At 70.5% G+C, this 14385-nt stretch carries 16 protein-coding genes, 1 tRNA gene and 1 riboswitch; of the genes, 9 read left to right on the forward strand and 8 right to left on the reverse strand.

Annotation, left to right across the window (positions count from 1 at the left end; all coding sequences use genetic code 11):
* The first annotated feature begins 24 nt into the window (after positions 1–24).
* A tRNA-Leu gene (locus tag LCN96_RS00685) sits at positions 25–107 on the forward strand.
* Between the two features lie 231 nt (positions 108–338).
* Here the strand turns inward: LCN96_RS00685 and LCN96_RS00690 are convergent.
* Together LCN96_RS00690 and LCN96_RS00695 are read right to left on the reverse strand one after the other, a co-directional pair.
* Positions 339–1349 carry a hemolysin family protein gene (locus LCN96_RS00690; protein WP_225270646.1) on the reverse strand — a complete coding sequence of 337 codons (1011 nt, stop codon included), beginning with the start codon at positions 1347–1349 and terminating at the stop codon, positions 339–341.
* Positions 1346–2695, reverse strand: coding sequence for a hemolysin family protein (locus LCN96_RS00695; RefSeq protein ID WP_225270647.1), 1350 nt, complete (start codon positions 2693–2695; stop codon positions 1346–1348). Before LCN96_RS00695 ends, LCN96_RS00690 begins: the two co-directional genes overlap by 4 nt.
* Positions 2696–2939: 244 nt before the next feature.
* Between LCN96_RS00695 and LCN96_RS00700 the strand changes: the two genes are divergently transcribed.
* Entirely contained in the window at positions 2940–4229 is a 1290-nt protein-coding gene (locus tag LCN96_RS00700) for an LCP family protein (protein ID WP_225270648.1), read from the forward strand.
* Positions 4230–4246: 17 nt separating this feature from the next.
* On the opposite strand, the gene LCN96_RS00705 is transcribed toward LCN96_RS00700, so the two are convergent.
* Positions 4247–4966: a GOLPH3/VPS74 family protein gene (locus LCN96_RS00705; protein WP_225270649.1), complete on the reverse strand. Its 720-nt coding sequence runs from the start codon at positions 4964–4966 to the stop codon at positions 4247–4249.
* Positions 4967–4990: 24 nt separating this feature from the next.
* Between LCN96_RS00705 and LCN96_RS00710 the strand changes: the two genes are divergently transcribed.
* Together LCN96_RS00710 and LCN96_RS00715 are read left to right on the forward strand one after the other, a co-directional pair.
* The gene (locus tag LCN96_RS00710; protein WP_225270650.1) at positions 4991–5596 is read left to right on the forward strand and encodes a TenA family protein; all 606 of its coding nucleotides are present in this window, start codon (positions 4991–4993) and stop codon (positions 5594–5596) included.
* Positions 5597–5625: 29 nt separating this feature from the next.
* Positions 5626–6504 carry an Fpg/Nei family DNA glycosylase gene (locus LCN96_RS00715; RefSeq protein WP_225270651.1) on the forward strand — a complete coding sequence of 293 codons (879 nt, stop codon included), beginning with the start codon at positions 5626–5628 and terminating at the stop codon, positions 6502–6504.
* Here LCN96_RS00715 and LCN96_RS00720 read toward each other — a convergent pair.
* Complete coding sequence (locus LCN96_RS00720; RefSeq protein WP_225270652.1) at positions 6497–7855, reverse strand: MFS transporter; 1359 nt, start codon at positions 7853–7855, stop codon at positions 6497–6499. The two genes, LCN96_RS00715 and LCN96_RS00720, sit on opposite strands and share 8 nt — an antisense overlap.
* A gap of 115 nt (positions 7856–7970) precedes the next feature.
* On the opposite strand from LCN96_RS00720, the gene LCN96_RS00725 reads away from it, so the two are divergent.
* The 3 genes from LCN96_RS00725 to LCN96_RS00735 all read left to right on the forward strand — a co-directional run bounded on the left by LCN96_RS00725 (position 7971) and on the right by LCN96_RS00735 (position 10200).
* Positions 7971–8402: a winged helix-turn-helix transcriptional regulator gene (locus tag LCN96_RS00725; protein WP_225270653.1), complete on the forward strand. Its 432-nt coding sequence runs from the start codon at positions 7971–7973 to the stop codon at positions 8400–8402.
* Positions 8399–8722 (forward strand): rhodanese-like domain-containing protein, encoded by a 324-nt coding sequence (locus tag LCN96_RS00730; protein WP_225270654.1) that lies wholly within the window; start codon positions 8399–8401, stop codon positions 8720–8722. The genes LCN96_RS00725 and LCN96_RS00730 overlap by 4 nt, the downstream gene beginning before the upstream one ends.
* A gap of 54 nt (positions 8723–8776) precedes the next feature.
* Positions 8777–8890, forward strand: a riboswitch (TPP riboswitch).
* A complete protein-coding gene (locus LCN96_RS00735; RefSeq protein WP_225270655.1) occupies positions 8881–10200 on the forward strand; it encodes a purine-cytosine permease family protein in 1320 nt (439 codons plus the stop codon). It overlaps the preceding riboswitch by 10 nt.
* On the opposite strand, the gene LCN96_RS00740 is transcribed toward LCN96_RS00735, so the two are convergent.
* The gene (locus LCN96_RS00740) at positions 10160–10738 is read right to left on the reverse strand and encodes a methylated-DNA--[protein]-cysteine S-methyltransferase (RefSeq protein WP_225270656.1); all 579 of its coding nucleotides are present in this window, start codon (positions 10736–10738) and stop codon (positions 10160–10162) included. The genes LCN96_RS00735 and LCN96_RS00740 overlap by 41 nt on opposite strands.
* Before the next feature lie 94 nt (positions 10739–10832).
* Here LCN96_RS00740 and LCN96_RS00745 point away from each other — a divergent pair, with 94 nt between their 5' ends.
* Both LCN96_RS00745 and LCN96_RS00750 read left to right on the forward strand, forming a co-directional pair.
* Entirely contained in the window at positions 10833–12701 is a 1869-nt protein-coding gene (locus LCN96_RS00745; protein WP_225270657.1) for an ATP-binding protein, read from the forward strand.
* 142 nt (positions 12702–12843) lie between these two features.
* A complete protein-coding gene (locus LCN96_RS00750; RefSeq protein WP_225270658.1) occupies positions 12844–13275 on the forward strand; it encodes an ATP-binding protein in 432 nt (143 codons plus the stop codon).
* Here the strand turns inward: LCN96_RS00750 and LCN96_RS00755 are convergent, their stop codons facing one another.
* From LCN96_RS00755 to LCN96_RS00765, 3 genes are all read right to left on the reverse strand, one after another.
* Positions 13276–13923 carry a YidC/Oxa1 family membrane protein insertase gene (locus LCN96_RS00755; protein WP_225270659.1) on the reverse strand — a complete coding sequence of 216 codons (648 nt, stop codon included), beginning with the start codon at positions 13921–13923 and terminating at the stop codon, positions 13276–13278.
* 84 nt (positions 13924–14007) lie between these two features.
* Positions 14008–14205 carry a DUF6412 domain-containing protein gene (locus LCN96_RS00760; protein WP_225270660.1) on the reverse strand — a complete coding sequence of 66 codons (198 nt, stop codon included), beginning with the start codon at positions 14203–14205 and terminating at the stop codon, positions 14008–14010.
* A gap of 5 nt (positions 14206–14210) precedes the next feature.
* Complete coding sequence (locus LCN96_RS00765) at positions 14211–14384, reverse strand: hypothetical protein (RefSeq protein ID WP_155128785.1); 174 nt, start codon at positions 14382–14384, stop codon at positions 14211–14213.
* Position 14385: the final 1 nt, after the last annotated feature.

Consider the following 14385-nt stretch of genomic DNA (forward strand, 5'->3'; position numbering starts at 1 on the left):
CTAATGTTCTTTCCGCACCCACAAGGGCGGGTGGCGGAACGGCAGACGCGCACGGTTCAGGTCCGTGTGTCCGAAAGGACGTGAGGGTTCAAATCCCTCCTCGCCCACTCGGGGTCACCGATGAAATCGGCAGACCCACATTGACGAAACAAGCCCCGGTTCGCAAGAGCCGGGGCTACTTCTTTGTCTCGACCTTGTCAGTAGGGCTGCACTCCGCATGGAGACCCTAGATGCCCTGACTTGCAGATCACTTTCGAATGGCTTGAGTGATTTAGCTCACACTCTCGCTCCGGGCCGGGCGGGGGGCGTGCCTTCCGCACGCCCCCCGCACACCTGTTCTACGCCGCTCTGGTGTCGAGCAGCTCGCCCACCAGGTCGGTGAGGCTGACCATGCCGATGACGTCCTGCGCCGCGTTCGTCACCAGGGCGAGGTGGGACCGCGCCTCCTGAAGGGCCGTGACGGCCTCGGGGACCTGCGTGGTGCACGCCAGCTTGGGCAGCGGCCTGACGAGGTCGGCGGCCTTGCTCTCCGGCTTCAGCAGGGCCTCGCGGACGTGCAGGGCGCCCTCGACGCCGTTCGGCCCCTCGACCAGGAGCCTGAGGTGGGCGCTGCCCGCCGCCGTGGTCCTGATCTCGGTGGCCGTCGCCGTCGCCCGTACCTTGACCACCCGGTCGATGGGCACCATGAGGCGCTCGATGCCCTCGTCGTCCAGCCGCAGCGCCCGGGTGAGCAGGTCGTGCTCCTCCCGGTCCAGCAGGCCCATCCGGCCGGACTCGCCGACCAGCATGGCGAGCTGGCGAGGGGTCCTGGTCGTGGCCAGCTCGTCGCGCGCCTGGACGCCGAACAGGTGCAGGATCAGGTTCGTCAGCGCGTTCAGCGTCGACAGCAGCGGGCGCATGACCGTGGTGAAGGCCCTGAACGGGAAGGTCAGCACGAGCGCCGCCCGCTCGGGGTGGGTCAGCGCCCAGGACTTCGGGGCCATCTCGCCGATGACCATGTGCAGGAACGTCACCAGCGCCAGCGCGATCACCAGCGCGATGGGCAGCCGCATGGCCTCCGGCACCCCGATGGCCGCGAAGACCGGCTCCAGATAGTGCTCCAGCGCCGGCTCGGTCACCTGACCGAGGCCCAGGGTGCACAGCGTGATGCCGAGCTGGGCGCCCGCCAGCATGAGCGAGAGCTGCCTGCTGCCACCCGCCGCTGACCTGGCGGCGAGCCTGACGAGCCGGTTGCCGCCTACGGCCATCTCCTCCAGGCGGTGGCGCCGGGAGGAGACGAAGGCGAACTCCGCGGCCACGAAGAGCGCGTTGAAGGCCAGCAGCGCCAGGCTCAGAATGATCATGGTCATCGGGACGTCGCCTCCGCGTGCCGCAGGGGCGTCAGGCGCACCCATTCGGGCACTCGCCTGTTGAGCGAGATCACCGTCAGCTCCGCCTGGTGGTCCTCCGCGTCTTCCGCGAAGGGGTCGGTGTTGGCGTCGATCGGTACGGTCACTGTGTCGCCGGGGTTCGGCATCCTGCCCAGCCTGGCCAGCACCAGACCGGCGAGGGTGTCGTAATCGTCGCTCTCCGGCAGCGACACCCCCGTGGCGCGCTCGACCTCGTCGAGGCGCAGGCTGCCCGGGACCTCCCAGACGCCGCCCGGGTGCTCGACGGCGCCCACGGGCTCGGGGTCGTTCTCGTCCACCAGCTCGCCGACCAGCTCCTCGGCCAGGTCCTCGATGGTGATGACGCCCGCCAGGCCGCCGTACTCGTCGATGACGCAGACGATGTCGTCCTTGGCCGCCCGCATCCTGTCGAGGACGGCGGGCAGCGGCACCGAGTCGGGCACCAGCAGGGCGGGGCGGGTGATCGCGGCGATGCTGCCCTCCTCAAGGCCGGAGGCGAGCAGCTCGCGCACGCCGGTGACCCCCGCCACGTCGCCGTCCTGGCCCACGACCGGGTAGCGGGAGTGGCCGCACTCGCGCATGACCGCGAGCAGGTCGCTGATCGGCTGCGAGGTACGCAGGACCATCACCCGGGGGCGGGGGACCATGATCTCCTCCGCTGTGCGGTCGCCGAACTCCAGCGCCCGCTCCAGGAGGTCGGACAGGCGCGGCGGCAGCTCGCCCGCCTGGGTCGACTCCGCGATGATGCGGGACAGCTCCTCGGGCGTGGCGCCGTGCTCCACCTCCTCCACGGGCTCGATGCCGACGCGTCTGAGCAGGCCCGTGGCGGCCGAGTCGAACAGCTTGACCACCGGGCCGACGACCGCCAGGTAGACCAGCGTCGAGCGGGCCAGGAACTTGGCCACCTGCTCCGGCCTGGCGATACCGAGATTCTTGGGCGCCAGCTCGCCGAACACCATCTGGACCACGGTCGCCACGAAGACGCCGATGGCCACGGACAGGCCGGTGATCATGCCGTCGGACAGGCCCGCGTCGGCCAGCCACGGCCGTACGATCGTGGCGATCGCCGGCTCGGCCAGGAAACCGACCAGCAGCGCCGTCACGGTGATGCCGAGCTGGGCGCCGGAGAGCATGAAGGACAAGCGGGAAGTGACTTGGAGTGCCTTGTCGGCGCGGGTGTCGCCGGCGGCGGCCTGCTCGCGCAGCACCCCCCGGTCGGCGGCGACGAAGGCGAACTCCTGGGCGACGAAATAGCCGGTCGCCGCGGTGAGAAGCAACAGGGCCAGCAGCCCGAGATAGGCGCTCACCGCAGTGAGCCCTCAGAGGAACCCGTGCCCGAGCACGGGCGAAGACTCCACGGGTCCGGATCGGACACGATCATCCCTTCGATAGAGGTCGTCCATAACCGTAACGACGCAGGTGGCATCTATGTTTCCGCAGTGACTCTCAGCTTGTTCCGCGTACTTTTCCGTGGAGAAACCTTGGCGGAACGACTTCACTGGCGGGGGGTTGGACGTAGCGTCTATGACAAAGCGAAGGGAAGAAGGCGAAGTGACCGAGGACGACCGGACCCGGGCCATGCGCTCACCAGGCGACGGCCGCCCCCTGCCACCACGGCCCAGTGACGGCCTGCGCTCGGGGGGCGCGCCCGCTCACCGGCTCCCCTCGGCGGAGCCGGGAGCGCCCACGCACAAACTTCCCACCGCCGCCCAGGTGCCCGAGTCGCCCCGGGTGGACGAGCCGCCCCGGTCGAGCTCGCGGGTCTACGGGCGGGCACGCTCGGGCAAGAGCCCGATCAGGCCGTTCAAGTCGCGGGGCGAGGAGCCGCCGAAGGGGCCGGGCGGGCCCGTGTCACGCGGCGGCCCCAGGGGGCCGCGCAGGCGGCTGTCCCTGAAGGCGATCGTGACCATCGTCGCCGGGTTCCTGGTGGTGTTACTGGTCGCGGCTCTCGCGCTGTTCTTCGTGGTCGACTCCCGGCTGGTGGGCATCGACGGGGTGCTCGACGACTACGAGGGCCGGCCCGCCGACACCCCGGGCACCAACTGGCTGCTCGTCGGCTCCGACAGCCGCAAGGGCCTGACCGCCGCCCAGCGCAAGAAGCTGGCCACGGGGCAGGCGGCCGGGCAGCGTACGGACTCGATGATGTTGCTGCACATCCCCGAGGGCAGCGACAAGCCCACGCTGGTCAGCCTGCCGCGCGACTCGGCCGTCACCATCCCGGGCAAGAGCCGTGACAAGCTCAACTCCGCGTACGCCATCGGCGGGCCCAAGCTGCTCGTCCGCACCGTGGAGGCGGCCACCGGGGTGCACGTCGACCATTACATGGAGATCGGCTTCGCCGGGTTCGTGGACATCGTGGACGCCATCGGCGGGGTCGAGATCAACGTCCGGGCGGCCGTGAACGATCCGAAGGCGGGCCTGAAGCTGAAGAAGGGCGTCCAGACGCTCAGCGGCTCGCAGGCGCTCGGTTACGTGCGCACCCGCAAGGGCGGCGCGCTGCCCGACTTCGAGCGGACCAAGCGGCAGCGGCAGTTCCTCGGCGCGGTGGTGAAGAAGGCCGCCAGCCCCGGCGTGCTGCTCAACCCGTTCACCTCGATCCCGCTGGCCTTCAGCGCCACGGACGCGGTCGAGGTCGACTCGGGCACGGGCGCGTTCAACATGCTCTCGCTGGGGCTGGCCATGGGCGACAGCCCGGTGACCACGGTGGTGCCGTTCGGCGGCAACGAGGTGATCCCCGGCGGCGGCACGGCGGTCAAGTGGGACCGGACCAAGGCGCTGGCGCTGTTCGACGCGCTGAAGGAGGACAAGCCGGTGCCGAAGGACGTGGTGGACGCCGGCTGAGGCGGGCGGGCGGCGGGTCAGTCGCCGCCGCCACCACCGCCGTCGCCCCCGTCACCGCCGCCGCCTCCGTCTCCGCCTCCGCTTCCGCTTCCGCTTCCGCTGGAGGACGAGGTGCTGGTCGTCATGACGGCGGTCCCGATGGCGGAGATGGTCTGGGCGACCGCGTCGGCCGCCCACGTGCCCTTGGCGAGCTCCTTGACGCGCCTTCTGCTCGCGCCGGGGAACACCTTGCGGCTCAGCCCGGCCGCGTGCGTGATCGCGATCAGGGCGGCCGTGCGGTCGTCGGGGTGGGCGCCCGCCAGAACGGCGGACACGCGCTCCCTGACGTTCGCCTCCGCCCCGGGGTGCGCCTCCGGCCAGCGGGTGACGGGGAAGAGCCCCAGGACCCTGCCGCGCCGCTCGCTCAGGATGCCCGCCGCCGCCAGCCGGGAGAGCAGGCGGCCGCGCAGCTTCTGCGACTGCAGCTCGTGCACCCACCAGGCCGGGCTCCTGGTGCCCCGCTTGGCGGCGATGGCGGCCAGGGCGGCGTCCAGCTCCTGGTCGCCGAGCGGGGCCGGATCGGTGACCGTCAGCTTCTTGAGCAGCCTGCCCGTCACCTCGATGCGCCGGGCGACGGCCAGCTCCGCCAGGACGGCCCCCGCGACCGCCGGGTCGAGCCGCGTGACGTTGATGAGCGGCGTGCCCTTGTCGTCGCTGTAGGCGAGCAGGAGGAGCTCCTCGGCGATCGTCACCGTCATGCCGTGAACACTAACCTCCCAGCCATGAACGTTTCGGAGAGGTTGCACGCCATCGGCCGCCCGCTGCTCCTGGCGCAGCTCGACCACCCCACGGTGGCCGGGATCGGGCGCGGTGATCTGCCGGAGCCGGTGTTCCGGTCGTGGCTGGAGCAGGACTACCTGTTCCTGCTGGACTACGTGCGGGTCTTCGCCCGGCTGGCCTGGCAGGCGCCCGACGCGCACCTGGGCGACCTGGTGGACCTGGCGCACACCACCTTCCACGACGAGCTGAGCCTGCACCGGACGATGTCGGCGGAGTTCGGGGCCGACCTGGAGAAGGCGGTGAAGGGGCCGGCGTGCGCGGCGTACACGGGGTTCCTGCTGGAGTCGGCGGGCTCGTACGCGGAGGGGCTGGCGGCGCTGTACCCGTGCATGTGGGGCTATTCCCACCTGGGGCGCATCCTGGCGGAGCACCCGCCCGCGGAGCCGCGCTACCGGGCCTGGGTGGACACGTACGCGGACCCGGGGTTCGCGGCCCTCACCACGCGCATCGGGCGGATGATCGACGAGGCCCGGCCGGACCCGGACCGCGCGGAGCGGCTGTTCACCGAGGGGATGCGGCACGAGCTGGCCTTCTGGGACGTGCCCTAGCCGGTGAGTGCGGCACGTACCCTGGTGGCATGCCCGAACTTCCCGAAGTGGAGTCTCTCGCCGGTTTCCTGCGCGAGCGGGCGGTGGGTCGCACGATCCTGGGCGTCGACGTGGTCGCCGTCCAGGCGCTCAAGACGTTCGACCCGCCGGTCACCGCGCTCGGCGGGCTGACCGTCACGGGTGTGGCCAGGCACGGCAAGTTCCTCGACCTCGACTGTGACGGCCTGCACCTGGTCATCCACCTGGCCCGCGCGGGGTGGCTGCGCTGGCGCGAGGACCTGTCCGGAGCCAAGCCGGTCCGGCCAGGCAAGGGGCCGCTGGCCGTACGGGTGCGGTTCGCGCCCGACGACGAGGGCCTGGCGCCGGGCTTCGAGCTGACCGAGGCGGGGACCCAGAAGCGCCTGGCCGTCTATGTCACGAAAAATCCGGACGAGATCCCGAATGTTGCCACGCTCGGCCCCGACCCGCTCGCCGAGTCCTTCACCGTCGAGGCGCTCAAGCGGATCATCGGCGGCAACCGCACGCAGATCAAGGGCCTGCTGCGCGACCAGAAGGTGATCGCGGGCATCGGCAACGCCTACTCCGACGAGGTGCTGCACGCCGCGAAGATGTCCCCGTTCAAGATCGCGGCCACGCTCACCGACGCGCAGATCGCCGACCTGCACGAGGCCATCGTCACCACCCTGCGCGACGCCGTCGAGCGCGCGCACGGGCTGGCGGCCAAGGACCTCAAGGCGGAGAAGAAGTCGGGCCTGCGCGTGCACAACCGGGCGGGGCAGCCCTGCGACGTGTGCGGCGACACGATCAGGGAGGTCTCGTTCGCCGACTCGTCGTTGCAGTATTGCCCCACCTGCCAGACAGGCGGCAAGCCGCTGGCCGACCGCCGCCTGTCCAAGCTGCTCAAGTAGCGCTGAGCACCTCTTCACGCACCCGGGTGCGCAGGCCGGCGACGGCGACGACGGCCGCCAGCAGCGTGGCCGTGACGGGCACCACCAGGGCCGTGCGCATCGCCGCCAGCCCGGCCTCGGCGTCCGTCGCCGCGCCCAGGGCGGCCACGTTCACGGCGGTGACCATCGACAGGCCCAGGGCGGCGCCGAACTGGAACGAGGAGTTGATCAGCCCGCCGGCCAGGCCCTGCTCGTGCTCGGCGATGCCGTCCGTGGCCACGATCGTCAGCGGGCCGTAGACGAAGGCGAACATCAGGCCGATCAGCAGCATCGACGGCAGCATGGCCGCGTACGTCCAGTCCAGGCCCACCCCGAGGAACAGCGAGTAGGCCAGCAGGCCCGACAGCAGGCCGCCCAGCACCACCTTGGCGTTGCCGAACCGGTTGACCAGCCACGGCGTCAGCGTGGGGGCCAGCACCACGTCCGCGGCGGCCGCCAGCAGGGCCAGCCCCGTCTGGATGGTGGACCAGCCGCGCAGCTCCTGGAGGTAGAGCGTGACCAGGAACTGGAAGCCGAAGAACGAGGCCGTCAGCAGCGCGGCCATCACGTTCGCGCGGACCAGCGGGCCCGAGCGCAGGATCCCGAGCCGGACCAGCGGGCTGGCCGCGCGGCGTTCCACGGCGACGAAGATCGCCAGCAGGGCCAGGCCGCCGGCGAAGGACGCCACGGTCAGCAGGGGGCCGTCGGCGGGGTGCTCCAGGCGTACGACGCCGTAGACCAGCAGGATCATCGCGCCGGTGATGCTGATCGCGCCCGCGATGTCGAAGCCGCCCGCCGCCGGCCGCGTCGGCTGGTCCTTGATCAGGGGGATGGCGGCGAGCAGGATGACCAGCGCCAGCAGGACCGGGGCGAAGAACACCCACCGCCAGCCGATCGCGGTCAGCAGCCCGCCGACCACCAGCCCCAGCGCGAAGCCGCCCGCGGCCGTGCCCGCGTAGATCAGCAGGGCCCGGTTGCGCTGCGGGCCCTCGGGGAAGTTCGTGGTGATCAGCGACAGCCCGGCGGGCGTCATGAACGCGGCGGCCACCCCGGTGACGAACCTGGCCACCAGCAGCACCCACCCCTCGTCCGCGAAACCGCCGAGCCCCGAGAAGAGCAGGAACACCACCAGCCAGAACAGGAACATCCGCCGCCGCCCCAGCAGGTCGGCCGCCCGGCCGCCGAGCAGCATGAAGCCGCCGTAGCCGAGCACGTACGCGCTGACGACCCCGCTCAGCATGCCCGTGGACAGCCCCAGGTCGGCCCGGATGGACGGCAGGGCGACGTTCAACATGGCCACGTCGATGCCCTCCAGGAAGATGGCACCACACAAAACGATCAGTACGCCCCAGGTACGGGCGGTGACAGGCACAACGAACCCCCGGTTACGAATAGGCAGGTCGGTTCTCTCTTGTAACCGCCAAAATCATGCGACAGCATGAGATCTCGTGGAAGACGGCACTTTCGAATCACTCGGTTACTGCGAAGGCACCGTGGACGACTACGACGTACGCCAGTGGGACGTGCGCGAGGACTGCGAGGTCCGGCAGATACTCGACCGCATCGCCGACAAGTGGTCGCTGCTGGTCATCGCCCTGCTCGACTGCCAGAGCCTGCGCTTCACCCAGTTGCGCCGCGAGATCGACGGCATCAGCCAGCGCATGCTCAGCGTCACCCTGCGCCAGCTCGAACGCGACGGCCTGGTCAGCCGCACCGTCCATCCGGTGGTGCCGCCCCGCGTGGACTACGCGCTGACGCCGCTCGGCCGTACGCTGCACCAGACCATCAAGTCCCTGGTGACGTGGACCGAGCGGCACCAGGAGGAGATCGCCGCCGCGCGTGCCGCCTACGACCAGCGGCGCGAGATGATGGAGTCATGACCGTTCCTGAGATCGAGGCCACCGCCGTCCCCTCCGACGCCTACCTGCTCGACGTCCGCGAGCAGGACGAATGGCTGGCCGGGCACGCCCCCGAGGCCGTGCACATCCCCATGACCCAGATTCAGGGCCGGGTCGACGAGGTGCCCGCCGACCGCACCGTCTACGTCGTCTGCCGGGTGGGCGGGCGCTCCATGAACGTGGCGGCCTGGCTCAACCAGCTCGGGCGCGACGCGGTCAACGTGGGGGGCGGCATGCAGGCGTGGGAGTCCGCCAGCAAGCCGATGGTCAGCGAGACGGGGCAGCCGCCGTACGTCGCCTGAACCCGCCCACTATGGCGGTTTCGCTGTCATTGAGGCATGATGAGGGCGCAAACTACAGATCGTCGCGGGAGCTCGGGGTGCCGGGCTGAGAGGGCAGCTACCTAGCCGCTGCCGACCGCCTGAACCTGTCCGGGTAATGCCGGCGTAGGGAGTGTGCGATGACGCATGTCGCCGACGAAGTTCCGCTGACACTCGAAGGCCGGCCGCCGAAGACCCTGGGCGTGCTCGACCAGGGCGCGCTCTGGGCGAACCTCGGCGTCAGCCTGCTCGGCTTCTCCGGGGCGATGTTCCTGGTCAACCCGCTCGGCAACGCCCCGCTGAGCCTGGCTGCGGCGCTCGTGGCGACCGTGGTCGGCAGCCTGATCGGCACCGCCATGGTGGGGCTGTCCGCCATCCCCGGCACGCAGACGGGGCAGCCGTCGATGGTGCTGCTGCGCGGGCTGTTCGGGGCGCGGATCTCCTACGCGCCCACAGTGCTGAACATCGTGCAGATGCTCGGCTGGGGCGCCTTCGAGCTCTGGGTGATCGCCACCGGCGCCGGGGCGATCTTCCCCGCGGTGCCGTACGCGGTGTGGGTGATCGTGGCGGGAGTGCTCACCACCGCGCTGTCGATCTGGCCGCTCGGCTCGATCCGGGTGCTGCGCAGGTACGTCACCATCGGCGTGATCATCGCGATGATCTGGTTCGCCTGGTTCTTCCTGCGTGCGGCGCCCGCGCAGGAGGGCGGCTCCTGGACCGCCTTCCCCGCCGCCGTCGACTACGTGATCGCGCTGTCGGTGTCGTGGGTGCCGATGGCCGCCGACTTCGCCCGGCACTCGCGCTCCACCGGCGCCGCCTTCACCGGCGTGGTCGGCGGTTACACGCTGGCCCAGGTGGCCTGCCTCGGGCTGGGCGTGTACGCGGTGGCCATCGCGGGCGACGCGGACGCCGTGTTCGGCACGTTCGTCGCGGTGCCGCTGGGCGCGCTGTTCTTCGCCGTCCTGGTGCTGCGCGAGACCGACCAGTCCTTCGCCAACGTCTACTCCACCACGGTCTCGCTGCAGAACCTGATGCCGCGGGTCGACCGGCGCGTCTTCTCCGTCGCGATCGGGGTGCTGACCGTCGTGATCGCCCTGATCGTGGACGTGACCTCGTACGGCGCGTTCCTGGGCGTGATCGGGGCGGTGTTCGTGCCGATGTTCGCGGTGCTGGCCGTCGACTACTTCCTGCTCGGCGGCGCCCGGCGCTGGAACACCGACGAGCACGCGCCCTCGCGCTGGCCGATGCTGGTGCCGTGGGCGTTGGGCTTCGTGGCCTACTGGCTGACGACCTCGACGCCGACCATCGCCGCCTGGGACGGGATCTGGACGAGCGTGCGCGAGAGCATCGGCTTCACCCGGCAGGTGTGGATGAACGGGGCGCTGGGCGGGGCCTTGGTGGCCGCGCTGGTCACGCTGCTCATCGGCCTGCTGACTCCGAGGCCCGCCGTTCGACGTTGAGCAGGTGCTGCTTGGCGGACTGGCCGCCCGCGTAGTCGCCGAGCGCGCCGTCCTCGCGCACCACCCGGTGGCAGGGCACGATCACGCAGACGGGGTTGGAGGCCAGCGCGTTGCCGATCGCCCGCAGCGCGCGGGGCCGGCCGATGCTCTCGCCGATCTGCTCCAGCGTGGTGGTGGTGCCGTAGGGCACGGCCACCGTCTTCTGCAGCACCGTGCGTGCGAACGGCGTGGCCAGCCGCAGGTCCACCGGCGTGGTGAAGGTACGCAGCCGCCCGGAGAAGTACGCGTCGAGCTCTCTGCGCACCGGGTCGAGCCGCCTGGCCTCGGGCCCGATGAAGCTGCCCACGTGCCGGGTGAGCAGCTCGAAGACGTCGTTCTCCGCCTCGAAGCTGCACGCCGCGATGCCCTTGCCCGTCACGGCCAGCACCAGCCGGCCCACCGCGCCGTCGTAGGTGCCGAAGGCGATGTCGGGCGGGGTCTCACCCCGATAGGTGCTGGAGGTCACCCGCAACAGGGCATCGAGATCGTTGCTCGACATGCCTCGCACCCTCCCACCGCCGGGAATCACCGTGACCGCAGCGTATCGGACGGATCTCCCGACGCACCCACCGCACCGCGTGCACTATGGAGTAGTGGGGGACGAATGGGCCGGTAGTGACGATGAGATCGCTCGCGCGGCGCTCGCCAGCTCGCCCAACGCCGTCGTGGCGCTCGACAGGGACCAGAGTGTGCTGGTCTGGAACGCCGCGGCGGAGCGGGTGTTCGGGTGGCGCGCCGAGGAGGTGCTCGGGCGCCGGGCGCCCATCGTGCCCGACGAGCTGACCACCGAGCACACGGCCGCGCTGGAGCGGGTGCGCACCGGCGAGCCCGTCTCGCTGCGCACCAGGCGCCTGCACAGCAACGGCACCCTGCTCGACCTGCGGGTGGACATCAGCGCCCTGCGCCTGGGCAGCGCCGTGGGCGGCTACGTGTGCGTCTACCACCCGGCGCTGGCCGACCACGTGGCCAGGGAGCGGGTGGCACGCCGGGCCAGGCTGGTGCGCCGGCTCACCGACGTGGTCGGCGACATCAACTCCGAGCTGGAGCTGTCGGCCGTGCTGGACCGGATCTCGGCCAGCCTCACCGAGCTGACCGGCGCGGACGCGGGCGGTTTCGTACTGATCGAGGGGGATCGGCTGCGCTTGGTCAGCACGTACCAGTTGCCCGCCTCGATCAGGGGGACCACCACCGACCTGCGGACGAGTCTCGTGGACAAACTTTTACGCACCGGCAAGACCGTGCTGCTGGAGTCGAACGGGCTCGACGACCTGGTGTGGGCCCGGCTGGGCGGATTGCACACGATCGCGCTGGGGCTGGCCGCCGTGGGCGGGCGGCCGTACGGCGCGCTGTACGCGTTGTTCGCCAACAGCACGCCCGGCCATCTGGAGCTGGAGCTGCTGGAGCTGCTGGCCGGGCACGCGGGCATCGCGGTCGGCAACGCGGTGGCCTACCAGGAGGCGGTGCGGCAGCGGGCGCACGAGCGCGCGGTGTTCGACGCCAGCGCCGACGGCATCGCCGTGCTCGACCACAGCGGCCGCGTCGTGCGCTGGAACCCGGCCGCGGCCGAGCTGACCGCGCTGCCCGACGAGACCGTCATCGGCGGGCCGCCGCCGTTCCCCGTGCCGGGGGCCGGGGAGAAGGGCACCTTCCAGCTCGACAACGGGCGGTGGCTGGACGTGGTCAGCGCGCAGATCGAGGAGACCGGCGAGGTCGTCGTCGACTTCCGCGACGTGACCGCGGCCAAGGAGCTGGAGGAGGCCAAGGACCTGTTCCTGGCCACGACCAGCCACGAGCTGCGCACGCCGATCACGATCGTGCGGGGCTTCGCCAGCACGCTGGACTCGCGCTGGGACAAGATGAGCGATCCCGAGCGGCGCTCGGCCGTGCACACGATCGCCGAGCGGGCCAGGTCGCTGGGCGAGCTGATGGACCACCTGCTGCTGGGCGCCAGGGCGGGGGCCGACGAGCTGAAGGTCCGGATCGAGGAGTTCGACCTGGGTGAGCGGATCCACGGGGCCACTCTGGGGCTGCCCGCGCTGTCGGACAAGCACCGGGTGGAGGTGGACCTGCCGGACGGGCTGCCGTACGTGCTGGGCGACCCGCTGGCCACCGACATCATCCTCGGCCAGCTGCTGGAGAACGCGTTCAAGTACTCGCCGCGGGGCGGGCTGATCAGCGTGGAGGCCTGGCCGGAGGAGGACAACGTGGTCGTCGTCGTCGATGATGAGGGGGTCGGTATCGCCCCGCCTGACCGGGAGCGGATCTTTGAGCGGTTCGTCCAGGTGGACAGCGGCGACCGGAGACGGTTTGGTGGAGTGGGGCTCGGTCTCTACATCGTCCGCAGCCTCGCCAGGGCACAGGGGGGAGATGTCAGCGCGCATCCGAGACCGGAAGGGGGCACCAGAATGCGGCTTGTCCTCAGGTGTGCTTCCCCTATCCGATCCGACACACCGATGCGGTAACGAGGTGGTCACGGTTGAGCTGATCTATCGTCCAATGTGTACAAGCTGTGATCGAGATGCGGTTTCTGGGATCGAGTAACGGGGCATTTCGGTCGTACCGGGGAGTGTTCCCGCGGGGGGCACAGGTAACGGGGAGGTGGGTGTGTCAAGCGTGGTGCTGCTGCCGTACGCGCCGTCCAGCGTTGCCGTCGCCCGCCAGCGTCTGAGCACAGACCTGCAGGACAGCGGGGTCTTTGCCGCCGCGATCGACGATGCCGTGCTGGTGGTGAGCGAGTTGCTGAGCAACGCGCTGCGGCACGCGCATCCGCTGCCGTCGGGCATGGTCAGGGTGGCCTGGCTGCGCAGCGACGACCACATCGAAGTGGCGGTGAGCGACGGGGGAGCGGCCACGGAGCCGCGGGCGGGCCGCCCGACCCTGTCCTCACTCGGGGGCCGGGGGCTGGGCATCGTGGAGTACGTGGCCGAGAGCTGGGGGGTCAGGCACGACGGCGACACGACGACCGTCTGGGCCATCCTGCCCGCTCCCAGTCAGTCGGTGAACGGGCAGGTGGCGGCCCTGCGTGAGGTCAGCTAGCTAGGCGGGCTGGAGCCGCCTGTCGAGTGCCGCCCGCTCGGTGACGGCCCATGCCGTCGAGACGAGCAGGTAGAGCCCGGCGGCCAGCGGCAGCACGAGCGCGGCCAGCACCGAACCGTACGGCAGCAGCCGCATGATCTTCTTCATCAGCTCCGGCTGCTCCTCGGCGATCTTCATCTGCCTGGCGGAGAGCCAGGCCATCGCTGCGACCAGCGCGATGACCAATACAAAGACCAAAACCGGTCCGCTGACCAGACCGTAATTGGAGATCACCCCGGCGACCTGCTGGCCCAGTGGTGCGCCGAAAAGCTGGTGGCCGACGAGCGCCGTCTGGTGCGTGGCGACGTTGTACATCAGCCACATGAACGGCAGTTGCGCCAGCATCGGCAGGAACCCGGCGAACGGCGAGGTGCCTTCCCTGGCGTAGAGCGCGTTCAGCTCCTTCGACAGCCGCTCGGGGTTGCGCTGGTGGCGTTTCTGCAGCTCACGCAGCTTCGGTGCGAGCCTTTCGCGGATCTTCATGGTGCGGGCCTGGCGGATGTTGAGCGGCAGCAGCAGCAGCCGTACGGCCAGCGTGAACAGCACGATCCCGAGCGCGGCGCTGCCGCCGGACATGCTGATGACGAACGTGACAAGAGAATCGATCATGAGCCCTGTCTCCTGGAAGGGGGATGTCCGGGCTCGCTCATGGTCGAGAGAGCCCCGCTTGCGTGTGAGGGAAGCGGGGCACGCCTAAGGCGCTCGTGGACGCGACCGGCCGGCCGCGTCGGGGTCGCGCTGCCGCTGGAAGGCCGTGCGGCGCGCGTAGGACAGCGGGAAGCTCGGCGGCTCTCCGCTGAGGGCGGGCAACAAGGTGGCCGCCCACGTGGCCAGCAGCAGGATCGCCAGCATGGTGATCCCCACCAGCCACGGGTCGAACAGAAGCTGCATCGAGATCAGTGCGAGCGGGAGGACTTGCCCACCACGGCGACCGCCACGAAGACGAGGACCGCGATGACGCCGATGATCAGAGCGAGCTTGATCAGGCCTGCCAGCATCGGCAGCAGGAAGTTGAACAGCACGAAGAGACCCAGCAAGGTCCCTATGACGAGCATCACGACTCTACCCATG

Origin of the sequence: Nonomuraea gerenzanensis (assembly GCF_020215645.1) — a bacterium.
Classification (GTDB): domain Bacteria; phylum Actinomycetota; class Actinomycetes; order Streptosporangiales; family Streptosporangiaceae; genus Nonomuraea; species Nonomuraea gerenzanensis.

Coding starts and splice junctions, on each gene's coding strand:
- LCN96_RS00690 (WP_225270646.1), bottom strand. CDS start 1,349: ATGACCATGATCATTCTGAGCCTGGCGCTGCTGGCCTTCAACGCGCTC.
- LCN96_RS00705 (WP_225270649.1), bottom strand. CDS start 4,966: ATGACGGTGACGATCGCCGAGGAGCTCCTCCTGCTCGCCTACAGCGAC.
- LCN96_RS00710 (WP_225270650.1), top strand. CDS start 4,991: ATGAACGTTTCGGAGAGGTTGCACGCCATCGGCCGCCCGCTGCTCCTG.
- LCN96_RS00715 (WP_225270651.1), top strand. CDS start 5,626: ATGCCCGAACTTCCCGAAGTGGAGTCTCTCGCCGGTTTCCTGCGCGAG.
- LCN96_RS00730 (WP_225270654.1), top strand. CDS start 8,399: ATGACCGTTCCTGAGATCGAGGCCACCGCCGTCCCCTCCGACGCCTAC.
- LCN96_RS00735 (WP_225270655.1), top strand. CDS start 8,881: ATGACGCATGTCGCCGACGAAGTTCCGCTGACACTCGAAGGCCGGCCG.
- LCN96_RS00740 (WP_225270656.1), bottom strand. CDS start 10,738: ATGTCGAGCAACGATCTCGATGCCCTGTTGCGGGTGACCTCCAGCACC.
- LCN96_RS00755 (WP_225270659.1), bottom strand. CDS start 13,923: ATGATCGATTCTCTTGTCACGTTCGTCATCAGCATGTCCGGCGGCAGC.
- LCN96_RS00760 (WP_225270660.1), bottom strand. CDS start 14,205: ATGCAGCTTCTGTTCGACCCGTGGCTGGTGGGGATCACCATGCTGGCG.
- LCN96_RS00765 (WP_155128785.1), bottom strand. CDS start 14,384: ATGGGTAGAGTCGTGATGCTCGTCATAGGGACCTTGCTGGGTCTCTTC.